We start from the raw sequence: 25,700 nt of genomic DNA on the forward strand, positions 1-25,700 counted from the left end.
CTTGAGCGAAAAAAAGACTACAAAGAAGCGTCCTGTAAAAAAGAGTGCAGGTCGCTCTCATAATAAAATTTTCCTTGGTATCGGCGTCATCGCTGCTATTTTGATAGTAGCACTTATCGCAGCTCTTAGCATCAAAAACAAAGATGTTGAGCAGATAAGCAAAGTAAATGAGCCAAAGAGCGAGAAGCAAATTCCAAAAAAAGCTGAGCAAAAAGTTGCTAGCAAAGATAAAAAACAAGAGTACGAGAAGAGAAAATACCCTCTAAAATTTGATGAAGATGAAAATTTAAGTAAAATTTTTACCGATCCTAAACATAAAAGCGAACTTGCTCTAAAGCCAAAAACTGAGCCAAAAGAGCAAAAAAAGATAACTCCTGAGACAAAATCTGAAGTAAAAGTAGAAACTAAAAAAGAAGAGCCAAAAAAAGAGCAAAACGATACGAAAAATCTACTTGCAAATTTATATAAAAATATGCAAAGTAGCGTAGATGCAAGCCATGAAGCAAAGAGTGAAGAAAAGCCAGAATTAAAGGTCGAGCAAGTAATCGAGCCATTTTACGCAGGCAAAAATGAGACAAAAACAGAGACAAAAACAGAGCAAAACAAAAGCACTGAAGCAAATTTAAGCATAAAAGAAAATTTAAAGCATAGTGAAATTTTAAAACCAGAGCCTACTAAAAAAAGTGAGACCGAGCCTGGCAAAAAAGACAAGAAGCAAATTTACAGCGAAAAACCGCAAAAAGAGAGTGCAAAAAAAGATGACTTCGCTGTGGTGCCATTTACTCCAAATAGCAGCGTGAAAGGGCGTGCAAAGCTGGTGCTAATAATCGATGATGTGGCGACATTTGAGCACGCTAGTATGGTAAAATCAATCGGTCTAAGGATAACGCCGTCCATTTTCCCAGCGACAAAAACCCATCCAGATACGCCAAATATCGCTAGAACATTTGAGTTTTACATGATACATCTGCCGATGCAAGCAAAGCACTTTGATAGCCCAGAGATAGGCACGCTCACGGTAAATGAGAGCTTTGAGAGCATGCTTGAGAAGATAAAAAAGATACGAAGAGACTTTCCGCGCGCAAAATATACAAACAACCACACAGGATCACGATTTACTAGTGATTATGACGCGATGGATAAGGCATATAGAGCGCTGATAGAGCAGGGCTTTATCTTTGTTGATAGTAAGACGATCGCTCAAACAGCCGTAGCAAGGGCTGCGAAAAAATACAACCAGCCTTACATTTCAAGAGATATATTTTTAGATGATGATCCATCTGCTGCAGCTGTCAGACGCGAGCTTGTAGCTGCTGTAAATTTAGCCAAAAAAAGGGGCTACGCGATCGCCATCGGACATCCAAAGAAAAACACGATCGCAGTGATAAAAGCTAGCAAAAACAATATCTTAAAAGATGTAGAAGTTGTTTATCTAAAAGATATTTTATGAAGCTTGAAATCATCTCAGAGGCGCTAAATAGGCTAAAAAATCCCCCAAAAGAGCTAAATTTCATAGGCGACACCTCGCTTCTTAGCATGCCAAAAGTCGCAGTCGTTGGCTCAAGAAAGGCAAGTGTCTATACAAAAGAGTGTGTCACGGCACTTTGCGCAGCGCTAAAAAACGCAAATGTCTGTGTGGTAAGTGGTGGGGCTATCGGTGTGGATATCACGGCACACAAGGCTGCCATGCCACTAACTATCGGCGTTTTTGCAAATGGACTTGACATCATCTATCCAGCGCAAAATAAAGCAGTGATAAGAGAAATTTATGAAAAGGGCTTGGCTCTAAGTGAGTATGACGAGGGCGAGCCGCCGATCGCGTATAGGTTTTTAGAGAGAAACCGCATAGTTGTGGGGCTTGCGCAAGCTCTTGTGGTCGCACAAGCTGATCTAAGAAGCGGCTCGATGCAAAGTGCAAGGCTTGCAAATGAGCTTAAAATCCCTCTCTTTGTCCTGCCTCAGCGCATAAATGAGAGTAGTGGGACAAATGCCTTGCTAGCTAGCAAAAAGGCCGAACTTATCGATGATTACGTTAAATTTGCCTCACTTTTTGGCGAGGTAAAAGAGCAAGCAAAAGCTGATGATGAGATCTTGAAATTTTGCAAAAATGGCGTTAGCCTTGATGAAGCATTGGCTAAATTTGGCGAGATCATCTATGAGTACGAGCTTGACGGGCTAGTTGAAATTTCAAATTTAAGAGTAAAAAGCGCGCTATGAGAGAGAAATTTATGGCGATCGATGTTGGACTAAAGCGCATAGGGCTTGCTTTTGGCTTTGGCGAGGTCGTGACACCCCTTGAGCCAGTGCTTAGAAAAAATAGAAATCAAGCCGCAAGAGATGTGAGCCAAAAAGTAAATGAATACGCTCCAAACACGCTAGTAGTGGGCGTTCCGATCGGCGGCAGTAGCGAAGATGAGATGAGAAGGCGCATAGAGCATTTTGTCTCGCTTCTTGATGTGCAGGCTAATATCGTCTATCAAGACGAAGCCTTTAGCAGCAGCGAGGCAAGTGAAATTTACACAAATACAAAGCGAGATGGTAGGCTTGATAGCGTCTCAGCCACCATCATCTTAAAGAGATATCTAAAAATTTTATAAATTTCTAGCCACCACCCCTAAAGTCTCGTGCAAGCTATCGCTAGTAAATGGCTGTCTAAGCGTAGTCATCTTCTCACTTTTGATGCTTTTGGCTTCATCCTTGCTGATGATGACGATGTAGAAATTCTTAAGCTTTTGATAAGTTAGCATCTCATCAAGCCTTGCTTTGTCGCTTAGATACTCCTTTTGCACGAAGATGATGTCTGGCTTAAAAATGGCATCTTTTATGTGTAAATTTAAACTCTCGAAGCTCTTTTGTTTGCTGAGCTTTAGCCCCGTAAAGCTTAGCTCATGACTGAGCGTTAAAAATAAATTTTCATCATCGCAAGCTATTATCGCATTTTTGCCTAGAAGGCTTGCTATCTCTACGCTTTGCCTTTTAAATGTCCCACTTTTTGGTAGCGGCACGCTTATGCTTATATTAAAGCCGTCCTCAGATTTACTCATCTTGGCATTTAGCTCTTTTAGTAGCTCGCCAGCTTCTTTTACCAGCCTCTCATTTGGCTTTTGCGGGCATGAAGTGCATCTTATATGTATATCAAAATGCACCAAACTTAGGCTATAGCTTACTAGAGTAAAGGAGATCAGCAGTTTTGAGTTGCTTACGTCATTTAGGTAAAATTTGCTTAAATTTTTGATCGCGCCTATTAGCTTATGCGCTTCAAAGCTTAGATAGCGTGGGTAGTTTGGGTTGTAGTTAAAGACGATGGCGTTGTTTCTAGCTGTTGCGTCCTTAAAAAGTGCCTCTAAAAAAAGCTCCATTTGCGCGACAAAATCGACATTTTTCATATCACAAGCATCCCATCGCCATAAGAGTAAAATCTATACTTTTCGCTAACTGCCGTTTCATAAATCCTCATCGTCTCTTCAAGCCCTATAAAGCTAGTAACTAGCATGATCAGTGTTGATTTTGGCAGGTGAAAATTTGTTAAAAGGTAGTTTTGCCTGATCGGTCTATTATTTAGATTTAAAAATAGCTTGCAAAAGCCGCTTGGCTGCTTGCTTCTAGCAAACTCTTCAACGCATCTAGTAACCGTCGTGCCAACGCCAAGGATGGGCTTATCAGAGTTTATGATCTCTTGAGCTTTTTTGCTTAGCTCATAAAACTCAGAGTGCATTTTGTGGTCGTTTATGTTTTGGCACTCCACGCCCTTAAATGTCCCAGCACCCACGTGAAGCGTGATGTAGGTGACCTCGTGCTTTGATTTTATCTGCTCTAGCATCTGCTCGCTAAAGTGCAGGCTAGCTGTCGGAGCTGCGACTGCGCCGCTATTTTTAGCAAATATACTTTGATACCAGCTCTCGTCATCCTTTGTATCAGCCCTTTTGATATATGGCGGGAGTGGGACGTGGCCGATCTTTTCAAGCTCGCTAAAAAGTCGCGCCGTATCTAAAATAACGCCATTTTTGGTGAAATTTACCACCCTTGAGCCATCATCATTTAGCTCAAGCACATTTACTTTTATATCATCAGCGAAATTTAAAACGCTACCGACACCTACTCTGCCTCTTATATAGACGCTAAATTTATTATCGCTAAGTGGTTGATTTAGCATCACTTCGCAGGCTCCGCCACTTTGTTTGTGTCCCAAAATGCGAGCCTTAACTACCTTTGTATTGTTAAAAATGACTGCCGCGTCTTCTGGGATGAGGCTGGCTAGATCTTTAAATTTATAGTGTTTTATCTCTTTTGTTTTTTTAAGATAAACAAGCAATCTTGCCTCTTCTTTGGGCAAAATTGGCTCTTTTGCTATGAGCTCACTAGGCAAAAAATAATCATAACTTGAGATGTCGTTTATATCACTCATCGTCTGCGTCGCTATTTGTGTCGCTATCTTGCTCATCGTCGTCGCTTTTACCGGCTCTTTTGGCGACTATGATAGAAATTCCATAAAGTCCGATGAGTGGCAGTGCCATTAAAATTTGACTTATAACATCTGGTGGTGTGACGATAGCTGCAAAGATGAAGATGACAACTACTGCGTATCTGAAATAATCTTTTAGCATCTTGTCATCAACAAGCCCTATCTTTGCTAAGAAAAATGTAATGACTGGCAGCTCAAATGAAATTCCAAAGCCGATCAGAAGTTTTGTAAAAAAGCCAACGTACTCGCCTATGCTTGGCAGTGCCGTAAAGAGCTGACCGCCAAAATTTACCAAAAATGTAAAGCCAAGCGGGATAACCACGTAGTAGCAAAACGCCGCCCCGCACGCAAACATAAATGAAGCAGAGAGGACAAATGGGATCACATATTTTTTTTCATTATCATAAAGTCCAGGTGCGACAAATAGCCAAAACTGCCAAAAAATGATAGGCAAAGCGACCACGAGGCCAGCAAAAAAGGCGACCTTCATCGCTGTGAAAAATGGCTCTTGAATTTGAGTAAAGATGATGTTTGAGCCAGCTGGCAAGACCTGCTTTAGCGGCTCGCTCATCCATGCAAGCAGTGGATTCCAAAATGTAAAACAGATGCCAAAACAGACGAAAACGCTTACTATGCTTATAAAAAGCCTCTTTCTAAGTTCGATCAAATGGGGTCTTAGCTCTTCAAACATCACGCCTCTTTTTTATCGTTTAAGATCGCATCTTTAACTAAATTTGTTGGATTTTGTATATTTTCTACCGTTTTTTTGGTGTCGCTTACGACGTTTTGTATGCTCTCAGTGACGTCGCTTGCGCTTTTTTTGATCTCGTCAAGCTCTTCAAATGTGAGCTTTTTACGCACGCTTTGCGCACTTTGAGTTATGCTCTCTTTGTATTTTTGAGCGTCTTCTTTGAGCTCGGCTATCTTCATCTCTTGATCAAATGTTGATTTTGCGTCGTTTATGCCTTTTTTAAACATCTTTAGAAATTTGGCGATCTGCACCATAGCGCTTGGCAGCTTGTCAGGGCCCAAAACTAGCACAGCGATCACGGCGATGACCAAGATCTCAGAAAAACTCATTCCAAACATTTTTGCCTCTGTTAAATTTTATTTAAGCTTTGTATTTTATCTTGACTTTGCTCAAATTTTTATAAATTTAGCCCTCGATAAAGAGTGTGATCTCGTCGCTTAGTAAGAAATTTGGGTTGTAAAATTTGCCATTTTTAAAGAGTAGTTTTTCATTTTCTACAAGTAAATTTGCTCTTTTTTTCTGAGCTTCATTTAAGCGCCCAGCCTCCACGCCTACGACGCTTCTAAGCCCTAAAAATATATGCTCTCTTACTAGCTCGCTTTGGCTTAAAATTTCTCTTTCTCTATGTTTTGGCTGCGTGATATAGGCATCTATGCTATTTTTGGCGTAGTATCTGGTGCCATTTATAAAGCCCACGCTAAAAGCCCCTACACCAAGGTAGTTTTTGCCCTGCCAGTAGCCAAGATTGTGCTTGCAAATTTCTCCAAAATTTGAAATTTCATACTGCTTAAAGCCAGCCCTCTGGATCTGCTCTATCATAAATTTAGCCAAAGTGTCGCTATCCTTTTTATAGCTTTTTTTGCCAGAAAATGGGGTGTTTTCTTCAAGTGTGAGCGAGTAGGCGCTTAGATGCGTGATAGCAAGGCTTTTTAAATTTTCAGTCTCAGCTAAAAGGCGCTTTTTGGTATCAAATTTAGTGTCATAGATGAGGTCTAAATTTATGCTCTTAAAGCCAGCTGCATGGGCATTTTCAACTGCTTTAAAAATTTGCTCCCTGCTGTGGATGCGCCCTAGAAATTTAAGCTTATCTTCAAAAAAGCTTTGAGCGCCAAAGCTTATGCGGTTTGCGCCTAAATTTTTTACATGCTTTAGCCAGGCTAAATTTGCAGAATTTGGATTTGCTTCAAAGGTGATCTCAGTTTTAGGCGTGCAAAGTGGAGCTAAAATGCTAAAAATCTCATCATAAAGCTTAGCATTTACCGCACTTGGTGTGCCACCGCCAAAAAAAATGGTTGAAATTTCTTTTACATTTTGGCTTTTTAGCTGGAAATTTAGATCAAAGCAAAGCGCTTTAAAATAGGCGCCAACCTTCTTAAATTCGTCATCGCTTGAGCCAAAGGCGCAGTATGGACACTTGCTCTCGCAAAATGGCACGTGGATATAAACTTGCAAATTTCTCTCTTTTTAAAATTTGGGCGATTATAAGAAATTTGGCATTTAGAGCAGTTTAAAAGTAGCTTTTTTGCCTTATTAGCTCGCTTGGTAAAAAGCCAAAAGTGCCTTTAAAAATTTTTGCAAAATGCGCTGCATTTGTGTAGCCAACGATGCTGGCAGCCTCTTTTATGCTGATATCATTTTGCTTTAAAAGGGCAAATGCCAGCTTTAATCGCTCTTTTGCTAAAAGCTGATAGATCGTCTCTTTGAAAAAGAGTTTGAAATTTTTCTTAAGCCAAAAGTCATTAGTGCCGCAAAGATGGGCTAGCTCTTTGATGCTTGGGGGATTTTGCATGCGAGTAAGTAAGATTTTCTTAGCCTTTAAAAGCACTTTTTCTTCGTCACTGCTAAAATAAATTTTCTCATCTTTTAAAGCTTTGCTCTTATAGATAAGCTCTAAAATTTTTGACTCTATAAAGATCTCTCTCATCATGCCATCATATAAATTTGTCGTCTCAAGCTCGTTTAAAACGCAAATTTGATCCTCATCTTTTTTATATTTTATAAGATCAAATTTCTCTTCAAGCCTAAGCTCACTAAAAATTTCAAGCTTATTTGCGTAGTTTTCTTCAAAAAGCAAGGTTTTGGTTTTATAAAATTTATTTTGATATTCAAAAACGCCTTTTAAGCTATCATTTACCAGCCCTATGCAAAACTCATCCCTGCTTAAAAGATACTCTTTTTTATCAAGCTTGAAGCAAAGATTATCTTTTGCTTCGTTAAACATCAAAAATAGATATTTTCTATCTCCCTGGCTCTCTCTTTTTATGATTTCATTACATAAAATCTCGCTTTTTAGGTAGCTGATGCCATTAGCTTGTTTAAAAAATTCTACATTTATCCGCTTGTTACTTTGTGAGATTTTACTTATGCCATATCTTTTATCTAAATTTGTCATTTTATCCCTTGAGCGTTAAATTTAATCCCTCTAGCGTTATGTCTGATATTGATAACGATTATTTAATTTTAGTAAAATATGATTTAAATTTTAATAAGGAGTTTTTTTGTGAGAAGTCTATTAAAAATTTCTATTTGTGCGGCAGTTTTTATAAATTTACCGCTTTTTGCAAATGAAGATAAAGTTCTGCCAGAGGTTAAAGTAGTGAGTGCAACTGGCTTTGAGCAAAATATCAAAGACGCCCCTGCAACGCTTAGCGTCATCACTCAAGATGCGCTAGAAAAGAGAAATCACAAGGACGTTGAGAGCATGGTAAAAGATGTGCCAAGCCTTTTTGGAACGACTCCCGAAGCGGCAAATAGACGAGGAATTTCTATACGCGGATTCTCTCCAAGATTTACTAAAATTTTAGTAAATGGCATACCAGTGCCAGGAGATAACGCTTACAAGGGGCTAAGAAGCGTTGGAGGCTCATACAGCTTCATCCCGCCAGCAAGTGCGATAAGCCGTATCGAGGTGATACGCGGCCCTATGAGCTCGCTTTATGGCAGTGACGCACTGGGTGGCGTGATAACATCATAACAGACGAGTTTAGCAACGACTTTCATGCAAATCTTGGCTCAAGCTATAAATTTGCAAGAAATAAAAACATAAGCGGCGAGTTTTACAACAGCCTCTATCTACACTCTGGGCTAATAGACGATGTTTTAAGCATCTCAGTTTATGGTAAAAATTTAAACAAATCAGAGGATAAAATCTCATACGCAAACAGAGAGCAAAAGGATAGAAATTTTGGCACGAAGCTCTTTTTTAGGCCAAATGAAAACAACGACATCACGCTTGAGCTTGCAAGAAGCGACGTAAAGTATAAAAGAAGCAAGGGTAAAACTTTAGCCTCTGGTACAAATAATAGCTCAGTCGATCTTGAGCGCATAAAAGGTGATATGATAAATTTAAGCCACGAAGCAAGGCTTGATGATATCTTGCTTCAAAGCTATTTATCTTATGGAAGGATAAAAGAGATAGCACAACAAAATTTGACGCTAAAAACACTAAATTTTGATACAAAAGGTTCATATTTTACTGATAACAACGCCTTTACATTAGGACTAAATGCTAAAAAAGAAAAGCTTGACGAAAAGGCAACCACCGCAGACGCTGCAAATGTAAAAAGATATGACATTTCGCTTTATGGCGAAGATGATTATCACATTACAAAAGACTTTATCTTAAGCACTGGCATTCGCTATAACTACGATGAGAACTACGGTTCGCACGTTTCACCAAGAATTTATGGTATCTATAACTTAAATGACTTTTTTGCCCTAAAAGGCGGAGTTAGCACAGGATACGCGACACCTGACATCAAACAACGCACGCAAGATCTTGCATTGCCATTTGCTGGAGGACGTGGAGCACAGCTTGGTAGAAGCAGCCTTAAGCCAGAGACAAGCGTGAGCTATGAATTTGGCGGCGTTTATAATAACAATGAAGGTTTTGAAGCTTCACTAACTGGCTTTTACACAAGCTTTAAAGATATGTTAAGCTATAGCCCTATCTGCTCAAGAGGCAGTGTTTGCAGACATAAAGGCAAAATTTATCCAAATGGTATTTGGGAGAGTGTAAATATCGGCAAAGCTGAAATTTACGGAGTTGAACTAACAAATGAGTGGCAGGTGACAAATGCTCTTAGGCTAAATCAAAGCTACGTCTATACAAGATCAAAGCAAAAAGATGGAGCGGAGATCGGCAAAAGCTTAAACAACTATCCGCTTCATACATTTAAATTTGGAGCGAACTACGAGCTAAACAGATGGCTAAATTTCTGGTCTCAGATAAATTATTATGGTAGGACTAAAAACTCATTTAGCTATGCTGATGATATGAGACCTTACGTGATCGCTGATCTTGGTATAAACTACAACGTAACAAAGAATTTCAGTCTAAATTTGAGCGTTTATAACCTCTTTAATGAGTATTTTACGACAAGATCTGGCAGATACGACATCTTGATAGCTGACGGACAAAAGATCGAGCTTGGTTTTAATCTAAAGTTTTAAAATGATAAAAATTTTGAAAAAATTTCATCTTATTTTGGCTTTTATCTTTGCCTTGCCGCTTCTTGTGCTTAGCATTAGCGGGGCGATCATCTCGTATCATGATGAGATAATCGATATCTTTAGCAAAGATGAGGTCGTGGCTGGCAAAAAGCCTTTAGAGATAGATGAAATTTTAAAAATTTTTAGCAAGAGCGAGCCAAATTTTAATCTTAGCTACCTAAAGATAAAAGCAGAGGCAAACAAGGCTTACGTCATAAGCGGAACTAACGAAAATGGCGAGTTTGAGTCGTTTTTTATAGATCCTTACACTGGAGAAATTTCTGGCAAAAACAAGGCAGAGAAATTTATAGGGTTGGTTTTAAATTTGCATAAAAACTTAGCCCTTTCGCTTTTTAAAAATGAAAAATTGAGCAAATTTGCAAGCGAGCTAGTAGCACTTTCTACGCTTGCATTGCTTTTTATCTTGATAAGCGGGGCGGTGATATATTTTTGGAGGTTTAGAAGCAGGGTAGGGGAGGCATTTAAGCTAAATTTAAAAGCAAAGAAATTTGCGTTTTTGTATTCGCTACACGGCTTTTTAGGTATCTATCTTGGCGCCATTTTAAGCGTGATTTGCATTAGTGGGCTTTACTTTTCTTATGAGAGCTTTGCTAAGGTTATAAATCAAATTTGTGGCGAGGAAAAGGTCTTTAAAAAGCCAAATTTTACAAACAAAAATGGCTTTAACTTAAGCAATGAGCAAAAGGTGGCAAACCTTAAAAAAGCCTATGAAATTTTCATTTCTAAATTTGGGGACGAGTTTGAGGCTTTAAATTTTATAGCAAATAGTGGTGGCATCAAATTTATGCTCTTTTACCTGCCAAAGGGGGCTAGCGAGAGAGATGGCGTTAGGCTTTTAGTAGATACAAAAAGCGAGCAAATTTCAAAAAATGCCATGCCAAAGTCATTTGAAATTTATAAATTTATGCTTGATCTGCACGCTGGATATATCTTTGGCGAGCTTGGTAAATTTATATTTTGCCTAGCATCATGCGGTGTGGTTTTGCTACTTTTTAGTGGAGGTGCGATTTATTACAAACGGCGTAAAAACTAACTCTTATTTATCTATCTCTTAACTCTTTTTCGTTATCATCTCAAATAAAATTTTTTTGGAAAAAACATGCAAAAAAAATATAGACCAAATGTAGCAGCTGTCATTTTGTCTAGTTCTTACCCTTTTAAATGCGAAATTTTAGTCGCAAAAAGGGTTGATATGGACGATATCTGGCAGTTTCCTCAAGGTGGCATAGATGAAGGCGAAAGTCCAAAACAAGCGCTAAAAAGGGAGCTTAAAGAGGAGATCGGAACTGATAAATTTGACTTCTTAGAAGAGTATCCTGAGTGGCTTAGCTACGACTTTCCAGCAAATGCGTCAAAGAAATTTTACCCATTTGATGGGCAGACGCAAAAGTACTTTTTAGTTAGGCTTAAAAATGGTGCGAGCATAAATTTAAAGACTGAGCATCCAGAGTTTAGCGAGTATAAATTTGTAGATATCAACAAGGCTTTAGAGGGGATAAATCACTTCAAAAAGCCTATTTATGACAAAGTTTTGAGTTATTTTAAAGAGAAAGGATATTTTTGATGTTAATCGTTCAAAAATTTGGCGGAACTAGCGTAGGCACGCTTGAGCGCATCGAAGCTGTGGCAAACAGGGTCATAGAGACTAAAAACAGCGGCGCTGACGTGGTTGTGGTAGTTTCTGCGATGAGTGGAGTTACAAATCAATTGGTTGAATATAGTGAGTATTTCTCAAAGCACCCAGACGGAGTTGCTACTGATATGCTTTTAAGCTCTGGAGAGCAAGTAACCACCGCACTTTTAACGATTGCACTTAATGCAAAAGGCTATGCGTGCGTAGGACTAACTGGCGCAATGGCTGGGATAATAACAGATGAAATTCACACAAAAGCTAGGATAGAAAAGATAGACACCACTAGGCTAAAAGCTGAGCTAAAAGCTGGCAGGATCGTCGTCGTAGCAGGCTTTCAAGGCATAGACGACAAAGGTGATATCACTACTCTTGGCAGGGGCGGAAGCGACCTTAGTGCGGTTGCGCTAGCTGGTGCGCTCGAAGCTGATCTGTGTGAAATTTTTACCGACGTTGATGGCGTTTATACGACTGATCCAAGGATAGAAAAAAAGGCAAAAAAGCTAGAAAAGATAAGCTATGACGAGATGCTTGAGCTTGCCTCTGCTGGGGCAAAAGTGCTTCAAAATCGCTCAGTCGAGCTAGCAAAAAAACTAAATGTCAAACTAATCACAAGAAGCAGTTTTAACCACAACGAAGGTACATTAATAGCAAAGGAAGATAATATGGAAGCGGTTTTAGTAAGCGGTATAGCACTAGATAAAAATCAAGCAAGAGTAACTTTAAGAGGCGTAGTCGATAAGCCTGGCATCGCAGCTGAAATTTTCACAGCTCTAGCTCATCAAAATATAAATGTAGATATGATCATCCAAAACGTAGGACACGATGGCACGACAAATTTAGGCTTTACAGTGCCACAAAACGAGCTTGATCTAGCAAAAGAGACTATGCAAAAGCTCTCAGCTGCAAAACATGTCGAGTATGACGATGCGATCGTGAAAGTCTCAGTCATCGGCGTAGGCATGAAGAGCCACAGCGGCGTAGCATGTCTAGCATTTGAGACGCTTGCAAAAGAGGGGATAAATATCCAGATGATCTCAACAAGCGAGATAAAGATATCAATGATCGTCGATCAAAAATATGGCGAGCTCGCAGTTCGCGTGCTTCACGATGCGTATAAGTTAGATAAATAATGCAAGATTTTATCCAATGGACGCTTGAGACTATAAGAAGCGAAAGATATATGAGCTGGATGGAGGAGAAGCGCGTCGAATGGACGCCTTTGCTCGCATCTAGGCTTAAATTTTTGCTTGATAGCAAGGCTTTTATAGTCATCTGCGACGATGAGCGAGAGTGGTTTGAAAACTATCTTTTAAGAAATATCAACCGCACAAAAAGCGAGCGTCCATTTTTGCCATTTTTTAGCCTAAGATCGCTCTATCCAGCCTTTGACAGCGTCGAGACAAACGAGCAAAAGCAGCTTTTAAAAGATATGCTAAGCCTTGCCTTTCCAAATGGCTACATCTTTTTTTACATCGGCAAAAGCATAGACAAGCGTGCAAATTTAGCTAAGACTGATGAAAACAGCTATATGTGGCTCTTTGATGAGCAGGCGCAAAATAGCTTCACGCTAAGCTCGAGCGATGAAAACTTAGACATCAAACTTCTAAATTTATACAAACTTTTTGACAAGAGCATAGACGCCGTGCTATTTGCAAAGGTGATACTCTAAATGCTAAATAAAATCGTCATAACAAGCGATTTTGAAAATTTAAAAGCCAAGCTTGAAGCCGAGTTTGGCGTAAATAACTTAAGATTTTTTATAAGCGATGATTTTTTACTAGAAAATGCAAAAGAGGTCATCGCTGAAGCCTACATCGCCGAAAAAGATGAGAAAATTTTAGTCATAGAGGCGAAGTCTTTTCGCACCGAGGCTCAAAACGCACTTTTAAAGATCATTGAAGAGCCCCCAAGAAATATCAAATTTATAATAGTAACGCAGAGTAAAAATTTACTTCTACCAACGATAAGATCGAGGATGCTCATAGAAAATAAGCTCACCAAAAAGCCAAAAATGAGTGTGGAGCTAAATTTAAAATCGCTCAGCCTAAAAGAGCTAACAAGCTTTATCGACCAAAAGATAGCAGAGGAACAGGCGCAAAAATTTGGCAAAAACGAGCTAAAAGAGCTTGTGGGCGCTATCGTAACAAAGGCGGTTGATAGCGGGTATAAATTTAGTGGCGATGAGATGGAGTATTTTTTCTCGCTCATCAAGCTTGCTGATCTAAACGCCAAGTCTCACGCCGTTTTGACGCCTCTTTTGCTTACTATCTTTGAGAAAGGACGACGTTGAAATTTTATAAGATAAATAACAAAAGCGACTTTGATGAAATTTGCAAGGCCGTCTCGCCAAGTCCGGCTGGTGCGAAGCTCATGCAAGAAAAGAGCGAGATAAATTTTATTTTTATCGATGAGATAAAGACCCCAGCGGCAAATATCCTAAAGCAAGACGCCCTAAGTGTTGGCGCCGAGCTTGTGACGCATAATGATACGATCTTGGGTCGCGAGAGCCTAAACAAAGCCTTGCTAATGGCGACAAACGCGCAGCTAAGGCAGCTAGCTAAAAAAGAGAAGCTGCAAGACTTTGGGCTTAAAAAGCTTGCCGTCTTTTTAGAGACTAAATTTACAAAGCCCACAAAGCCACTTATAATGGGCGTTGCAAATATAAATAGAGATAGTTTTAACGAGCAAAGCCGCATAAATACGCAAAATGGCATAGCAAAAATCGAAGCCATGATCGAAGCAGGCGCAGACTACATCGACCTTGGCGGCGTTAGCTCAAGGCCAGGGAGCGAGTATTGCGGACGTGAGGAGGAGTTTAGGCGCATAAAAGATATCATAGAAGAAATTTATAGGCTAAATTTACATGAAAAGGCAAAATTTAGCCTTGATAGCTTTGATGAGTATTGCTTAGAATTTGCGCTAAATCACGGCTTTAAGATGATAAATGACATCACGGCAAATGCAAATTTAGCCCCGCTTGCTGCAAGATACGACGCGCAGTTTTGCATGATGCACATGCAAGGCGATCCTGCCACGATGCAGATCGCGCCAAAGTATAACGACTTAATTGGCGAAATTTCAGACTTTTTTGAGCAAAAGATCGTCCTAGCTAGGGAGCTTGGCGCTAAAAAGATAGTGCTTGATGTTGGCATCGGCTTTGGCAAAACTGCTGAGCAAAATTTACTGCTTATTAAGCATTTGGAGCATTTTTTGAAATTTGGCTGCCCGCTGCTAGTCGGCGCTAGCCGTAAATCAGTCATAAATCACTACTATAAAAGCGAGGTCAAAGACCGCTTGCCAGGCTCGCTTTATCTGCACCTAAAGGCTTACGAAAATGGCGCGCAGATCATAAGAACGCACGATGTGGCCGAGCATAAGCAGCTTTTTAATATGCATGAGGCGATGAGCCAAGCCACGCTTTGGTAGAGCGCTTGGCCAAAAAGAGGCTAGATGAAGAATTTATTGCCACCACCTTGGATCAAATTTCCAAGTATAGATCCATTTTCCATCGGCTGGAGGATGGGCGCTGGCGAGGATTATAAGTTTAAATTTAATGGCTGGCTAAAAACGCTAAGCCAAGATGAAAAACGTCAATACGAGCAGCTCTTTGCTGAGCCTGCGACGTGGCGTGGATACTGGGATGAGAGGCTAGGCAAGGATGAAAGCACGCTTTTTATAAATGGCGACTTTGTTATAGACCTTTGGGAGCGTGAGCCTAGATATGATCTAAAATGGCTTAAAAAGCGCTACAACGCTGGCAAGTCGGATAAATTTCTCTTATTTTGGGGTCATCAAAAGAGCGCAAATTTAAGCGCAAGCTGCCTTAGTCAGTGGTTTAACTCTATCTTTTGGCAAGACGAAACTAAATACATTTGCGCTGAGCAATATATGATGGCTAAAAAGGCTCTGTGTTTTGGTGATAAAGAGGCTTTGGAGCAAATTTTATCCGCCAAAGATCCAGCGCAGATGAAGGCGCTTGGCAGGCAGGTGCGTGGCTTTGATGCTAAGGTATGGGACGAGGTCAAATTTGGCGTCGTGCTAAATGCGAGCTATCTAAAATTTAGCCAAAATGCCATTTTGCGTGACTTTTTGCTACAAACTGGGAGCAAAATTTTAGTCGAGGCAAGCCCAGTTGATAAAATTTGGGGCATAGGCTTGGGCGCAAGCGATGAAAATGCGCAAAATCCTATGAAGTGGCGAGGGCAAAATTTACTTGGCTTTGCGCTGATGAGAGCTAGAGATGAGATAGCAAAGGTCTATAAAAATGTCCATTTATGTGACGCGAGAGAGTTAAATTTGGATCATTTATAAAGTATGTTTAAGATAAAATGCGGTGTAAATTTGGAGCAAAAATGACAAAACAAGAGTATGAAAAAGCGGTAGATACGCTAAATGCGTGGGCAAAGGCCTACTACGACGAGGACGAGCCGCTTGCAAGCGACGAGGAGTATGACGCGCTATATCACGCGGTTTTGGCTTTCGAGCAGGCAAATCCGAGTGAAATTTCGCTATTTTCGCCGACTAAGCGAGTGGGCGGAGGCGTAAAAGAGGGCTTTAGCAAGGCAAGCCACATAAAGCGCATGTGGAGCATGGAGGATATCTTTAGCCTTGGCGAGCTTGATGCGTGGCTAAAGCGCGGCGATAAAGAGAACTTAACCTTTGTTGCTGAGCCAAAATTTGATGGTGCGAGCCTAAATTTACTATATGAAAATGGCGTTTTAGTTAGAGCGATCACAAGAGGCGACGGCGTTACCGGCGAAGATGTGACGCAAAATGCAAGGACGATAAATTCTGTTTTAAAGAGCATTAACTACAAAGGGCTCATTGAAATCCGTGGCGAAGTCGTCATAAGAAAAGATGACTTTGAGCTACTAAACGCAGAGCGCGCAAAAGAGGGCGAAGCGCCACTTTCAAACCCTAGAAATGCAGCTGCTGGAAGCCTTAGACAGCTTGATAGCGCGGTAACTGCAAAAAGAAAGCTACTTTTCATACCTTGGGGCGTGGGCGAGCAGAGCCTTGGGCTAAAAGATCACAGCGAGGTGATGAAATTTGTGCGAGATCTTGGCTTTGAGAGGGATGAATTTTTCAAAATTTTAAAAAAAGATGAGCTTGAGGCTGCGTATAACGAGCTACTAGCGAGCCGTGAGGCAAAGAGCGTGATGATGGATGGCATGGTGATACGCGTAAATGACCTTGCGCGCTGTGAAGAGCTAGGCTACACAGTCAAATTTCCAAAATTTATGGTGGCGTTTAAATTTCCAGCCATTGAAAAGGTGACTAGACTAAGAGATGTCGCGCTTCAAGTTGGTAGAAGCGGCGTAGTAACGCCTGTTGGCGTGCTTGATGAGGTAAATATAGATGGCGCAAATGTAAAATCCGCCACCCTTCATAACTTTGACGAGATAGAGCGCCTTGGCGTCATGAAAAACGACTACATCGGCATCATCCGCTCAGGAGATGTGATACCAAAGATCACAAAGGTTTTTAAAGATAGGCGAGATGGCAGCGAGCAAGCGATAGAGAGGCCTAAATTTTGCCCAGTTTGTGGCTCGCACCTGCTTGATGAAGGTGTCTTTGTAAAGTGTCAAAATTTAAGCTGCAGGGCAAGAGTGGTGGGCTCAATAATTCACTACGCATCGAAAAAGTGCCTAAACATAGACGGTCTTGGCGATGCGATCGTAAATTTGCTATTTGACAAGGGGCTGATCGCTTGCATAAAAGACATTTACGGCCTTAAATTTGATGATCTCATGGCACTTGAGGGCTTTAAAGAGAAAAAGGTAAATAACCTTTTAAATGCGATAGAGGCTAGCAAAGGTGCGGAGCTATCGCGCTTTATCACCGGTCTTGGCTGCGAGCACATCGGCGAGGTGGCGGCTAAAAAGCTAGCAAGCAGTTTTGGACTAAGCTGGCTTGATGCTAGTTTTGAGGAACTTGTCTCGCTTGAGGGCTTTGGCGCGGAGATGGCAAATAGTTTAACCGACTTTGCCGAGGTAAATAGAGATGAAATTTTAGCCCTAAGCCAGATCGTGCAGCCAAGCGTGACGCAGGTGCAGAGCATCTCAAACGCACTAAGTGGCAAAACGGTCGTGATAACTGGCACGCTAAGTCGCCCAAGAGATGAGATAAAGGCCGAGCTTGAGAGCTTTGGCGCAAAGGTTTCTGGCTCAGTTTCTAAAAAAACGGACTTTGTCTTAGCTGGTGAGGAGGCTGGCAGTAAGCTTGATAAAGCAAATGAGCTAGGCGTGCGAGTGATCGATGAGAGCGAATATGAGAGGCTAAAACTTGAGGTTTGATAACTACGTCGCAAGCGTTTTAAATATAAGTAGAAACAAGGCGAGCGAGCTAATAAAATCTGGCAAGGTGCTAACAAACGGAGAGATTTGCACCAAGGTTTCAAGCGAGGTTAGCGAGGCTAAAATTTCACTGCTTGATGAAATTTACGTTGGGCGAGGGGCTTTGAAGCTAAAAAGCTTTTTAGAGGCGATGAAATTTGACCTAGCTGGCAAAAACGCACTTGATATCGGCAGCTCAACTGGCGGCTTTATGCAAATTTTGCTTGAGCGTGGCGTAAAGAGCGTGACTGGTGTCGATGTGGGCACTGATCAGCTAGATGCCAGCCTAAGAAGCGACGAGCGGGTGAAAATTTATGAAAAAACTGACGTCAGGGAGTTTGCCAAATCGCATCAAAATAAATTTAACCTCATAACCTGCGACGTGAGCTTTATCTCTTTGGCTGAAATTTTGCCTGCTATTTGCGAGCTTGCAAGCGAAAATTCGCTTATCATCACGCTTTTTAAACCGCAGTTTGAAGTGGGCGTTGGCGTAAAACGCAACAAAAAAGGCGTTGTCACCGACGTTAAGGCTGTAAATTTAGCGATGAAGCGCTTTGAAGTGCTAGCAAGCAGCTTGAAATTTGAACTGATAGCTTGCAAAGAGTGCGAGGTCAAGGGAAAGGAAGGAAATGCCGAATTTTTCTACGCTTTTAACAAAAGATAATATCACTGCCGTTGCGATAGGGCATTTTGACGGCGTACACAGGGGGCACAAGCAGCTTTTAAAGCAGCTAGGCGAGTTTGGCGGCCTTGTTGTCATAGACAAAAACAAAGCCAACATCACGCCAAAGCTAAAGCGAGCCGAGTACTCGAGCTACCCATGTTTTTTGTATGATTTTGACGCTATAAAGGGGCTTAGCGGGGAGGAATTTATCGCGCTTTTAAAGCATGATTTTAAAAATTTAAAAAAGATCGTTGTTGGATTTGATTTTAGATTTGGCAGAAATAGGGCTTGGGATAAGTATGATCTGGAGAGAATTTTTGATGGCGAGGTAGTCGTCGTTGATGAGGTTTGCTATGACGGCATGGGCGTGCATAGCTCCTCCATCAGAGAGCTGATACGCCAAGGCAACATCGATGAGGCAAACAGGCTAATAGGCAGAGAGTACTCGATCGAAGGCAACGTGATAAAAGGGCAGGGCATCGGCGCAAAAGAGCTGGTTGCTACGCTAAATTTAGATATAAAAAGCTATCTTTTGCCGCGCGAGGGCGTCTATGCGACAAGAACGAGGATGGGCTCATACACCTATGGCTCGGTCACTTTTATAGGCAACAGACTTAGCACTGATGGAAATTTTAGCGTCGAGACGCACATCCTAGACGAGGTCGCGCCAAAAGTGACAAAGCACGTCGCCGTTTGCTTTATAAAACGTTTGCGCGATAATAAGAAATTTAATAATCTAAGCGAGCTAAAAGAGCAGATAAAACGCGATATAAACGAGGCTAGGCAGTGTGTGGGCGTGTGTGATCTCTTTTTTGGAGAGACGATGAGATACTTTGACGGATATGGAGCTGGTATATGAGAGATGAAATTTTTAAAGAACCTATAAGCAAGCAGTTTGAATTTGATGATTTTGTGGCGAGCGTTTTTGATGATATGATCTCGCGCTCGGTGCCATTTTACGATGTTAGCTCAAATTTAAATGCAAAGTTGCTATCTAAAATTTTGCCAAAATCAGCAAAAGTGTGCGACCTTGGCTGCTCTACGGCAAATAGCCTGCTTTTGCTAAACAACCTTAGAAACGACCTCGTGCTAAGCGGCGTGGATAACTCTGAGTCGATGCTGGCAAACGCTAAAAACAAGGCAAAAGCTTATGGGGCTGATATTGAATTTATTTTAGATGACATCTTAGAGTGTGAGCTAGAAGGCTTTGACGCGGTTTTGGCAAACTACACTTTGCAGTTTATCAGACCGCCAAAAAGGGCTGATCTTGTGCAAAAAATTTATAACGGACTAAATGAAAATGGCGTCTTTTTGTTTAGCGAAAAGATCATCTTTGAAGATAAAAAGCTTACAAAAAGCGTCATAGAAATTTACGAGGACTACAAGCAGGCGCAAGGCTACTCACGCTACGAGATCGCCCAAAAAAGAGAGGCACTTGAAAATGTGCTGGTGCCATACACTGAAGAAGAAAATAGAAGCTTAGCCCTAAATGCCGGCTTTAAGCGTGTCGAGAGCACGTTTAAATGGGGAAATTTTATGAGCTTTTTTGCGTTTAAGTAAATTTAAAAATATCTGCTTTTGTATTTAAATATAAAATTTAATCATAAACATTGAATTTAAAATTTAGATTTTGCTTTGCAATGTCAGCATTTTTGGATAATGAAATTTAATAGTAAAGAAATTTAGCGGGATAGCTCCCGCTAAATTTACTCATTTATCGCTGCGTTTCCATGGTGGTGGAAGTCATCGTAGATGATCTTTGAAGTTTGGAATTTCTCGCGTTTTAGCTCGCGAACTCGTAAAAATTCCTCTTCATCGATCTTTTTGATCTGGATAGCTGCTTTAAATGTCGGAGTCTTGCTGATGTAGTCCCAACCGCTGCTTGTTAGCTCGTTGCAAGAGCTCTCCCAGTAGTGGAAAGTCATCTGGATGATACCATCAGGCACGATGTCAGTCACTTCAGCTTTTACGACTATGTAGCCGTATCTACTCCAAGCTTTGATAAAGTCACCTTGTTTTAGTCCGTATCTTTCTGCAAGCGCTGGGCTCATCTCTGCGATAGGTCCGATGCTATCTCCGCCCTCTTCGATAGCACGTGAGCGTCTTGTCATGGTGCCAACTGTGTATTGATAAACTTTTCTTGTAGTTAAAAGCTGTATCGGATACTCAGCGTCAGTCTTCTCATCGACTGAACCAGCCATGATAGGATACTCTGGTGACATATTCATCTTCTTAGCAAACTCAAGTTTTGCGCTCTCGATCTCATCAGCTTTATCCACAAACAAGCAAGGCACAAAGCGACCTTTGCCATCAGGGGTAAAGAATTTCTTATCAAGATAGAGGCTTTGACCACCCATATCATCTTCAGTTGGGCATGGCCAGTGAAGTCCGTGATATTTTTTAAGTCTATAGTAGCTCATACCGCCGTAGCGTCTAGGGTCGCATTTTCTAACTTCTTCCCAAATCTCTTCTGGTGAATTGAAGTTAAAGCCCTCAGTTGCGCCCAAACGACGTGCGATCTCGCAAACGATCCACCAGTCTTGTCTAGCATCACCTGGAGGTGTGATGACTGCTTCGTTGTGCTGGACACGGCGCTCTGCGTTTGTGTAAAGACCCTCTTTTTCGCTACTTGCAACGCCAGGGAGAACGACGTCAGCTTTTAGTGAAGTCTCAGTTAAGAATAGATCTTGAACCACGTAGAAATCGACATTTGCGATGCCTTTTAAGAAGTGGTTTGTATTTGGCTCAGAGATGACTGGGTTTTCGCCGATAGTCCAGAAGAAATGCACTCTGCCATCAAGGATCGCATCAGGTACTTCAGTTTTATGGATACCTATCTTTGAGTTTAAAAATCCAGGTTCTAGGTGCCACATTTTCTCAAACCAAGCTCTTTGCTCAGAGTCGGTGACTGAGCCAAGATTTGGGAAGATATTTGGTAAAACGCCCATGTCGCAGCAGCCTTGAACATTCTCTTGACCTCTAAGCGGCAAGTCGCCTGTGCCAAGCTCACAGATGTTGCCAGTGATCAAGAATAAATTTGATACATCACAAACTCCGCCAACACCGTGGTTAAAGTGAGTTACGCCCATACCGTGGGTGATGACGGCTGGTTTTGTCGTAGCGTACATTCTAGCAGCTGCTCTGATATCCTCTGGATTTAGCCTTGTGTATTTTGCTACAACCTCTGGGGCATAGTCTTTTACAGCCTCTTTGACGTACTCGATGCCTATTGTGTGATCTCTTACAAATTCCTCATTTACAAGGCCTTCTTCAATGATAGTATAAAGAAGTGCGTTGATAACTGGGATGTTGTGCTCAGGCTCTAGCTGCAAGTGGATGTCTGCTCTACTTGCAAACTCAGTCTTGATAGGGTCGATAACGATCAGTTTTGCACCGCGGTTTAGCGCTCTTTGGATGTGCATAGCTGCGATTGGGTGGCCATTTTCTGGGTTTGAGCCTATCATTAATATACAGTTACTATAAGTGCCAATCTCTGTAAAGCTATTTGTGGCAGCTCCGTTTCCGATTGTTTTAGCAAGTCCTGCTACTGTCGGAGCGTGTCAAATTCTAGCGCAGTGATCGACGTTATTTGTGCCTATAACTGCGCGCATTAGCTTTTGAGCGACGTAGTTGTCCTCTAATGTACAGCGTGCTGAGAAGTTTCCTGCTAATGAGTCAGGGCCGTATTTCTCTTTTGCTTCTTTCATTTTTTCTACGACAAGATCAAGCGCCTCGTCCCAGCTTGCTTCTTCAAATTCACCATCTTTTGAAAAAACGCCGTTTTTCTTTCTGATGAGCGGTTTTGTTAGCCTATCTGGACTTGCTACGTAGTCCCAGCCATAAAAGCCTTTTAAACATAAATTTCCTTGATTGACTGGATTGTCTTCGACGCCAGTAGCGGCACGAACAACGTTGTTTTCCACGTGCAAGGTTACTTGACAGCCTGTCCCGCAATAAGGACAGATGACTTTGCCTTCTTTCATCACTTTCTCCTTCTAATTATGCATTTTCTGCATATTTATTTTGAGTAATATTACTAGTGCGAAACTTAATCTTTTATGAAAAATTCTTTATTTAAAAAATAAATTTTAATTTTAAGTTATATTTTATATAAAAAATAAAAAGCCGAATATATAGGAATTTAAAAAATATGCTAAATTTGCATGAATTTCTAAAATTTATCAAATAAGAAATAAATTGTGTAAATTTGACACAGAAGCTAAAATTGTTAAATTAATTTTACATATTTACGAAAAAGAGAAATTTAGGTGAAAAGAATTTGGAAATTTAAAGGGAGAGCAGGTCGCTCTCCGTGAGATTATTTATCTCTTAAGCCAAGCTCAGAGATTAGTTTTGAATATGTAGTATAGTCTTTGTTTTTAAGATACTTTAAAAGTCTTTTTCTTTGACCAACTAGTTTCAAAAGACCTAAACGTGATGAAAAGTCTTTTTTGAAAATTTTAAGGTGTTCTGTAAGTTCAGTTATTCTAGCTGTTAAAAGAGCTATTTGAACTTCTGGAGAGCCTGTATCTCCCTCTTTTCTAGCGAATTTCGCAACTATTTGAGCTTTTTTAGCCGAATCCAAAGCCATGATGACCTCCTGATTGGTGAATTTTGGAAGAGCGATTATAGCATTTAAAACATAAAGTTAGATAAAATTACGCTTTTTAAAAATTAATGAAAAATGCAGTAAAAATTTAATAAAATTAGGGCTATTTAAAGAGTTAAGGAAGATAAATGCTTTTTACAAAGGCAAGCGAATACGCTCTACTTTCGCTTATTTTAATATCTCAAAAATCATCGCCAGTTGATGTTGATACGATCTCAAATGAGCTTAAAATTTCAAAAAGTTTTCTGGCAAAAATTTTACAAAATTTGGCAAAAGATGGAGTTTTAAAGTCATTTAAAGGAGCAAATGGCGGTTTTGCACTAAACGGCGAACCTGAAAATTTAAGCATAAAAAAGATAATCGAATGCGCCGAAAAGCGCGAACTAAGCGTCTTTGAGTGCTCATCTTCAGCGCTTGGTTGCCCATCAAACAAAGCCTCAAGCTGTCAAATTTGGTCGATGTTTAGCGGCCTTCAAGGCAAGATCGACGAGATGCTTGACGCGATAAAACTAAGTGACATCGTTAAGAAGTAAAGTTGGCAAAGCAAAAAAATAATATCTTGACTCTTGTCGCACCGTTTCTTGCGCCAATTGTCAAATTTAAAAGTCTCAGCATAGTTGGCATCATCGTTGCCATCCTTGCTATCATCATCGTGCCGCTTCCAAGCGCGGTGCTTGACTTTTTCTTAGCACTTTCGATCTCGATTTCAGTGCTTATTATTTTGATCTCTATCTACGTGCCAAAACCAACTGACCTTAGCACGTTTCCAACTCTCATTCTCATCATCACGCTTTTTCGCCTCTCGCTAAACATCGCAACGACGCGTATGATCTTAAGCGAGGGTCACAACGGTCCAGAAGCGGTCAGTGAGATCATCTCAAGCTTTGGAAATTTCGTCGTTGGTGGCAACTTCGTCATCGGTACCATCGTATTTTGTATCTTGGTACTCATAAATTTCATGGTCGTAACAAAGGGTTCAACCCGTGTGAGTGAGGTGCAAGCTCGTTTTACACTCGATGCTATGCCTGGTAAGCAAATGGCGATAGATGCGGACCTAAACGCAGGTCTAATCGACGAAAAAACGGCGCGCGAAAGACGTCAAGCCATCATTGGCGAGGCAAATTTCTATGGCGCGATGGATGGTTCGTCTAAATTTATAAAAGGTGACGCCGTCGCTGGCATCATCATCACTATCATAAACATCATCGGCGGCTTTGCTATCGGCTCGTTTCAACACGGCCTTGATATGGCGACATCGGCCCAGTACTATACGATCTTAACTATCGGCGATGGCCTTGTTAGTCAGATCCCAGGACTTATCACTTCAACAGCGACAGCTATCATCATCACAAGGGCTAGCAAAGACGACGAGGACTTTGCAGAGGGCACGCTAAATCAGCTATTAGGGGACTATAAAACATTGCTGATAGTGGGCTTCATACTATTTATGTTTGCCCTTGTGCCAGGTCTGCCAACCCTATCTCTTGGCTTTATAGCGCTGCTATTTTTGGGGCTTGGCTACATCATCAAGCAGACCAAAGATGGCGGGCTAAATTTAAGCCTTGCGCCAAAAGAGAAAACTGCTTCTAAAAAGGCTGGAGCTGCTACGCCAAGTGGGGCAGGGGCGGCAGCTGCAAGCGGCGGGGCTGCTAAGGCACCAAAGAAGAGCGACGAAGAGATCGCAAGAGAAGAAGAGACAAAGATAAATGACATCTTAAAGCTTGAAATTTTAGAGCTTGACCTGGGATATGGCCTACTAAAGCTAGCTGATGTGGATCTCATTGAGAGAATTCGCGCTATGAGGCGAAATATCGCTTCAAGTCTTGGCTTTTTGATGCCAAAGATAAGGATCCGCGACAACCTCCAGCTACCGCCAAACGAGTACCGCTTCAAGCTAAAAGGCATTGTGATCGGTCAGGGCGAAATTTATGCGGATAAATTTCTAGCCATGGATAGTGGCTTAGTTAGCGAGGATATAGAAGGAATTCCGACAAAAGAGCCAGCTTTTGGGCTGGATGCTCTTTGGATCGATGCTAGCGTCAAAGAGGACGCCATACTCAGTGGCTACACGATAGTTGATCCTGCAAGTGTCATCTCAACGCACATGAGCGAGCTTATCAAGCAAAATGCAGCCGAACTTCTAACTCGCCAAGAGACGCAAAATTTACTAGACAAACTAAAGATCGACTACCCAGTCGTGGTCGAGGATACGCTAAGGATCGCACCTATAAATTTGATCCAAAAGGTCTTAAAAACGCTGCTTAAAGACAATATCCCGATCAAAGACCTACTTAGCATACTTGAAGCCATCAGCGATATCGCCGAGGTTAGCAAAAATTTAGATATGATCATCGAGCACGTGCGTGCAGCGCTTTCACGCGTCATCACCTCGCTTTATGTAGATGAAAAGGGACAGCTAAATTTCTACATCCTAGACACCGCCGTGCAGCAAAAGCTGATGGACGCGGTGCAGTATAAAGACGGCGCCTATCACCTGATGATAAACGTGGCGCAGACATCATCTATCGTGCAAGCACTTAGGCGTGAAAAAGAGAAACGACCGATGAGCCAGCACGGAGAGATGGTGCTTTGCGTGGAGCCAAGCTTGCGCAAATTTATAGCAAATATCTGCGCAAATTTTGCCATCGATATAGTGGTGCTAAGCTTTGCTGAGATCTCGGCAAATACGCCATTTGAAACAGTTGGCGTAATAGAAATAGAAAATTTATAAAGG

Annotated in this window: 24 protein-coding genes and 1 pseudogene; 17 read left to right on the forward strand and 8 right to left on the reverse strand. The window is 41.2% G+C overall.

The features are described 5' to 3' along the window. The first annotated feature begins 1 nt into the window (after window position 1). From F3G98_RS02640 to ruvX, 3 genes are read left to right on the forward strand one after another with little or no spacing between them, the layout of a single operon-like run. Window positions 2-1,450: a divergent polysaccharide deacetylase family protein gene (locus F3G98_RS02640; protein ID WP_149725691.1), complete on the forward strand. Its 1,449-nt coding sequence runs from the start codon at window positions 2-4 to the stop codon at window positions 1,448-1,450. After that, the gene (locus F3G98_RS02645; RefSeq protein WP_149725692.1) at window positions 1,447-2,217 is read left to right on the forward strand and encodes a DNA-processing protein DprA; all 771 of its coding nucleotides are present in this window, start codon (window positions 1,447-1,449) and stop codon (window positions 2,215-2,217) included. The genes F3G98_RS02640 and F3G98_RS02645 overlap by 4 nt, the downstream gene beginning before the upstream one ends. Continuing rightward, on the forward strand, window positions 2,214-2,597 hold the full coding sequence (ruvX, locus tag F3G98_RS02650) for a Holliday junction resolvase RuvX (RefSeq protein ID WP_004317765.1): 384 nt from the start codon (window positions 2,214-2,216) through the stop codon (window positions 2,595-2,597). Before F3G98_RS02645 ends, ruvX begins: the two co-directional genes overlap by 4 nt. Here the strand turns inward: ruvX and F3G98_RS02655 are convergent. From F3G98_RS02655 to F3G98_RS02685, 6 genes are all read right to left on the reverse strand, one after another. Further along, entirely contained in the window at window positions 2,592-3,386 is a 795-nt protein-coding gene (locus tag F3G98_RS02655) for a hypothetical protein (RefSeq protein WP_103608581.1), read from the reverse strand. The two genes, ruvX and F3G98_RS02655, sit on opposite strands and share 6 nt — an antisense overlap. Continuing rightward, the gene (queA, locus tag F3G98_RS02660; RefSeq protein ID WP_103608606.1) at window positions 3,383-4,405 is read right to left on the reverse strand and encodes a tRNA preQ1(34) S-adenosylmethionine ribosyltransferase-isomerase QueA; all 1,023 of its coding nucleotides are present in this window, start codon (window positions 4,403-4,405) and stop codon (window positions 3,383-3,385) included. Before queA ends, F3G98_RS02655 begins: the two co-directional genes overlap by 4 nt. Then, a complete protein-coding gene (gene tatC / locus F3G98_RS02665) occupies window positions 4,398-5,153 on the reverse strand; it encodes a twin-arginine translocase subunit TatC (RefSeq protein ID WP_103608580.1) in 756 nt (251 codons plus the stop codon). The genes queA and tatC overlap by 8 nt, the downstream gene beginning before the upstream one ends. Then, complete coding sequence (gene tatB / locus F3G98_RS02670; protein WP_012140063.1) at window positions 5,153-5,551, reverse strand: Sec-independent protein translocase protein TatB; 399 nt, start codon at window positions 5,549-5,551, stop codon at window positions 5,153-5,155. Before tatB ends, tatC begins: the two co-directional genes overlap by 1 nt. Window positions 5,552-5,618: 67 nt before the next feature. Next, window positions 5,619-6,665: a radical SAM family heme chaperone HemW gene (hemW, locus tag F3G98_RS02680; RefSeq protein WP_103608579.1), complete on the reverse strand. Its 1,047-nt coding sequence runs from the start codon at window positions 6,663-6,665 to the stop codon at window positions 5,619-5,621. A gap of 55 nt (window positions 6,666-6,720) precedes the next feature. Then, window positions 6,721-7,605 carry a helix-turn-helix domain-containing protein gene (locus F3G98_RS02685; protein ID WP_103645294.1) on the reverse strand — a complete coding sequence of 295 codons (885 nt, stop codon included), beginning with the start codon at window positions 7,603-7,605 and terminating at the stop codon, window positions 6,721-6,723. A gap of 150 nt (window positions 7,606-7,755) precedes the next feature. On the opposite strand from F3G98_RS02685, the pseudogene F3G98_RS02690 reads away from it, so the two are divergent. The 12 genes and pseudogenes from F3G98_RS02690 to cmoA all read left to right on the forward strand — a co-directional run bounded on the left by F3G98_RS02690 (window position 7,756) and on the right by cmoA (window position 19,917). Continuing rightward, window positions 7,756-9,665: pseudogene (locus F3G98_RS02690) on the forward strand (TonB-dependent receptor domain-containing protein). 1 nt (window position 9,666) lies between these two features. Continuing rightward, window positions 9,667-10,758, forward strand: a complete 1,092-nt coding sequence (locus F3G98_RS02695) for a PepSY-associated TM helix domain-containing protein (protein ID WP_103608577.1) — start codon at window positions 9,667-9,669, stop codon at window positions 10,756-10,758. Window positions 10,759-10,824: 66 nt separating this feature from the next. Next, a complete protein-coding gene (locus F3G98_RS02700) occupies window positions 10,825-11,289 on the forward strand; it encodes an RNA pyrophosphohydrolase (RefSeq protein WP_004317768.1) in 465 nt (154 codons plus the stop codon). Beyond that, window positions 11,289-12,488 carry an aspartate kinase gene (locus F3G98_RS02705; protein WP_002939482.1) on the forward strand — a complete coding sequence of 400 codons (1,200 nt, stop codon included), beginning with the start codon at window positions 11,289-11,291 and terminating at the stop codon, window positions 12,486-12,488. The genes F3G98_RS02700 and F3G98_RS02705 overlap by 1 nt, the downstream gene beginning before the upstream one ends. Then, window positions 12,488-13,027: a HobA family DNA replication regulator gene (locus F3G98_RS02710; RefSeq protein ID WP_021087775.1), complete on the forward strand. Its 540-nt coding sequence runs from the start codon at window positions 12,488-12,490 to the stop codon at window positions 13,025-13,027. Before F3G98_RS02705 ends, F3G98_RS02710 begins: the two co-directional genes overlap by 1 nt. Further along, window positions 13,028-13,648, forward strand: coding sequence for a DNA polymerase III subunit delta' (locus F3G98_RS02715; RefSeq protein WP_021084343.1), 621 nt, complete (start codon window positions 13,028-13,030; stop codon window positions 13,646-13,648). Then, window positions 13,645-14,784 (forward strand): dihydropteroate synthase, encoded by a 1,140-nt coding sequence (gene folP / locus F3G98_RS02720; RefSeq protein WP_103608576.1) that lies wholly within the window; start codon window positions 13,645-13,647, stop codon window positions 14,782-14,784. The genes F3G98_RS02715 and folP overlap by 4 nt, the downstream gene beginning before the upstream one ends. Window positions 14,785-14,808: 24 nt before the next feature. Further along, a complete protein-coding gene (gene ybiA, locus F3G98_RS02725) occupies window positions 14,809-15,669 on the forward strand; it encodes a riboflavin biosynthesis intermediates N-glycosidase (RefSeq protein ID WP_149725693.1) in 861 nt (286 codons plus the stop codon). Window positions 15,670-15,710: 41 nt separating this feature from the next. Continuing rightward, window positions 15,711-17,654: an NAD-dependent DNA ligase LigA gene (gene ligA, locus F3G98_RS02730; RefSeq protein WP_149725694.1), complete on the forward strand. Its 1,944-nt coding sequence runs from the start codon at window positions 15,711-15,713 to the stop codon at window positions 17,652-17,654. Beyond that, window positions 17,644-18,357, forward strand: a complete 714-nt coding sequence (tlyA, locus tag F3G98_RS02735) for a 23S rRNA (cytidine-2'-O)-methyltransferase TlyA (RefSeq protein ID WP_149725695.1) — start codon at window positions 17,644-17,646, stop codon at window positions 18,355-18,357. The genes ligA and tlyA overlap by 11 nt, the downstream gene beginning before the upstream one ends. Then, on the forward strand, window positions 18,323-19,216 hold the full coding sequence (locus F3G98_RS02740; protein ID WP_149700615.1) for a bifunctional riboflavin kinase/FAD synthetase: 894 nt from the start codon (window positions 18,323-18,325) through the stop codon (window positions 19,214-19,216). The genes tlyA and F3G98_RS02740 overlap by 35 nt, the downstream gene beginning before the upstream one ends. After that, window positions 19,213-19,917: a carboxy-S-adenosyl-L-methionine synthase CmoA gene (gene cmoA / locus F3G98_RS02745; protein WP_149725696.1), complete on the forward strand. Its 705-nt coding sequence runs from the start codon at window positions 19,213-19,215 to the stop codon at window positions 19,915-19,917. The genes F3G98_RS02740 and cmoA overlap by 4 nt, the downstream gene beginning before the upstream one ends. Window positions 19,918-20,063: 146 nt before the next feature. Here the strand turns inward: cmoA and fdhF are convergent, their stop codons facing one another. Further along, entirely contained in the window at window positions 20,064-22,340 is a 2,277-nt protein-coding gene (fdhF, locus tag F3G98_RS02750; protein ID WP_107856459.1) for a formate dehydrogenase subunit alpha, read from the reverse strand. A 335-nt stretch (window positions 22,341-22,675) separates the two neighbouring features. Beyond that, entirely contained in the window at window positions 22,676-22,948 is a 273-nt protein-coding gene (gene rpsO, locus F3G98_RS02755) for a 30S ribosomal protein S15 (RefSeq protein ID WP_004317763.1), read from the reverse strand. 146 nt (window positions 22,949-23,094) lie between these two features. Here rpsO and F3G98_RS02760 point away from each other — a divergent pair, with 146 nt between their 5' ends. Both F3G98_RS02760 and flhA read left to right on the forward strand, forming a co-directional pair. Continuing rightward, window positions 23,095-23,499: an Rrf2 family transcriptional regulator gene (locus tag F3G98_RS02760; RefSeq protein WP_004317794.1), complete on the forward strand. Its 405-nt coding sequence runs from the start codon at window positions 23,095-23,097 to the stop codon at window positions 23,497-23,499. A 2-nt stretch (window positions 23,500-23,501) separates the two neighbouring features. Continuing rightward, window positions 23,502-25,697 (forward strand): flagellar biosynthesis protein FlhA, encoded by a 2,196-nt coding sequence (gene flhA, locus F3G98_RS02765; RefSeq protein WP_103608570.1) that lies wholly within the window; start codon window positions 23,502-23,504, stop codon window positions 25,695-25,697. The last annotated feature ends 3 nt before the right edge of the window (window positions 25,698-25,700 follow it).

This window comes from Campylobacter concisus (assembly GCF_902460895.1).
In the GTDB taxonomy this organism is placed as follows: Bacteria; Campylobacterota; Campylobacteria; order Campylobacterales; family Campylobacteraceae; genus Campylobacter_A; species Campylobacter_A concisus_BC.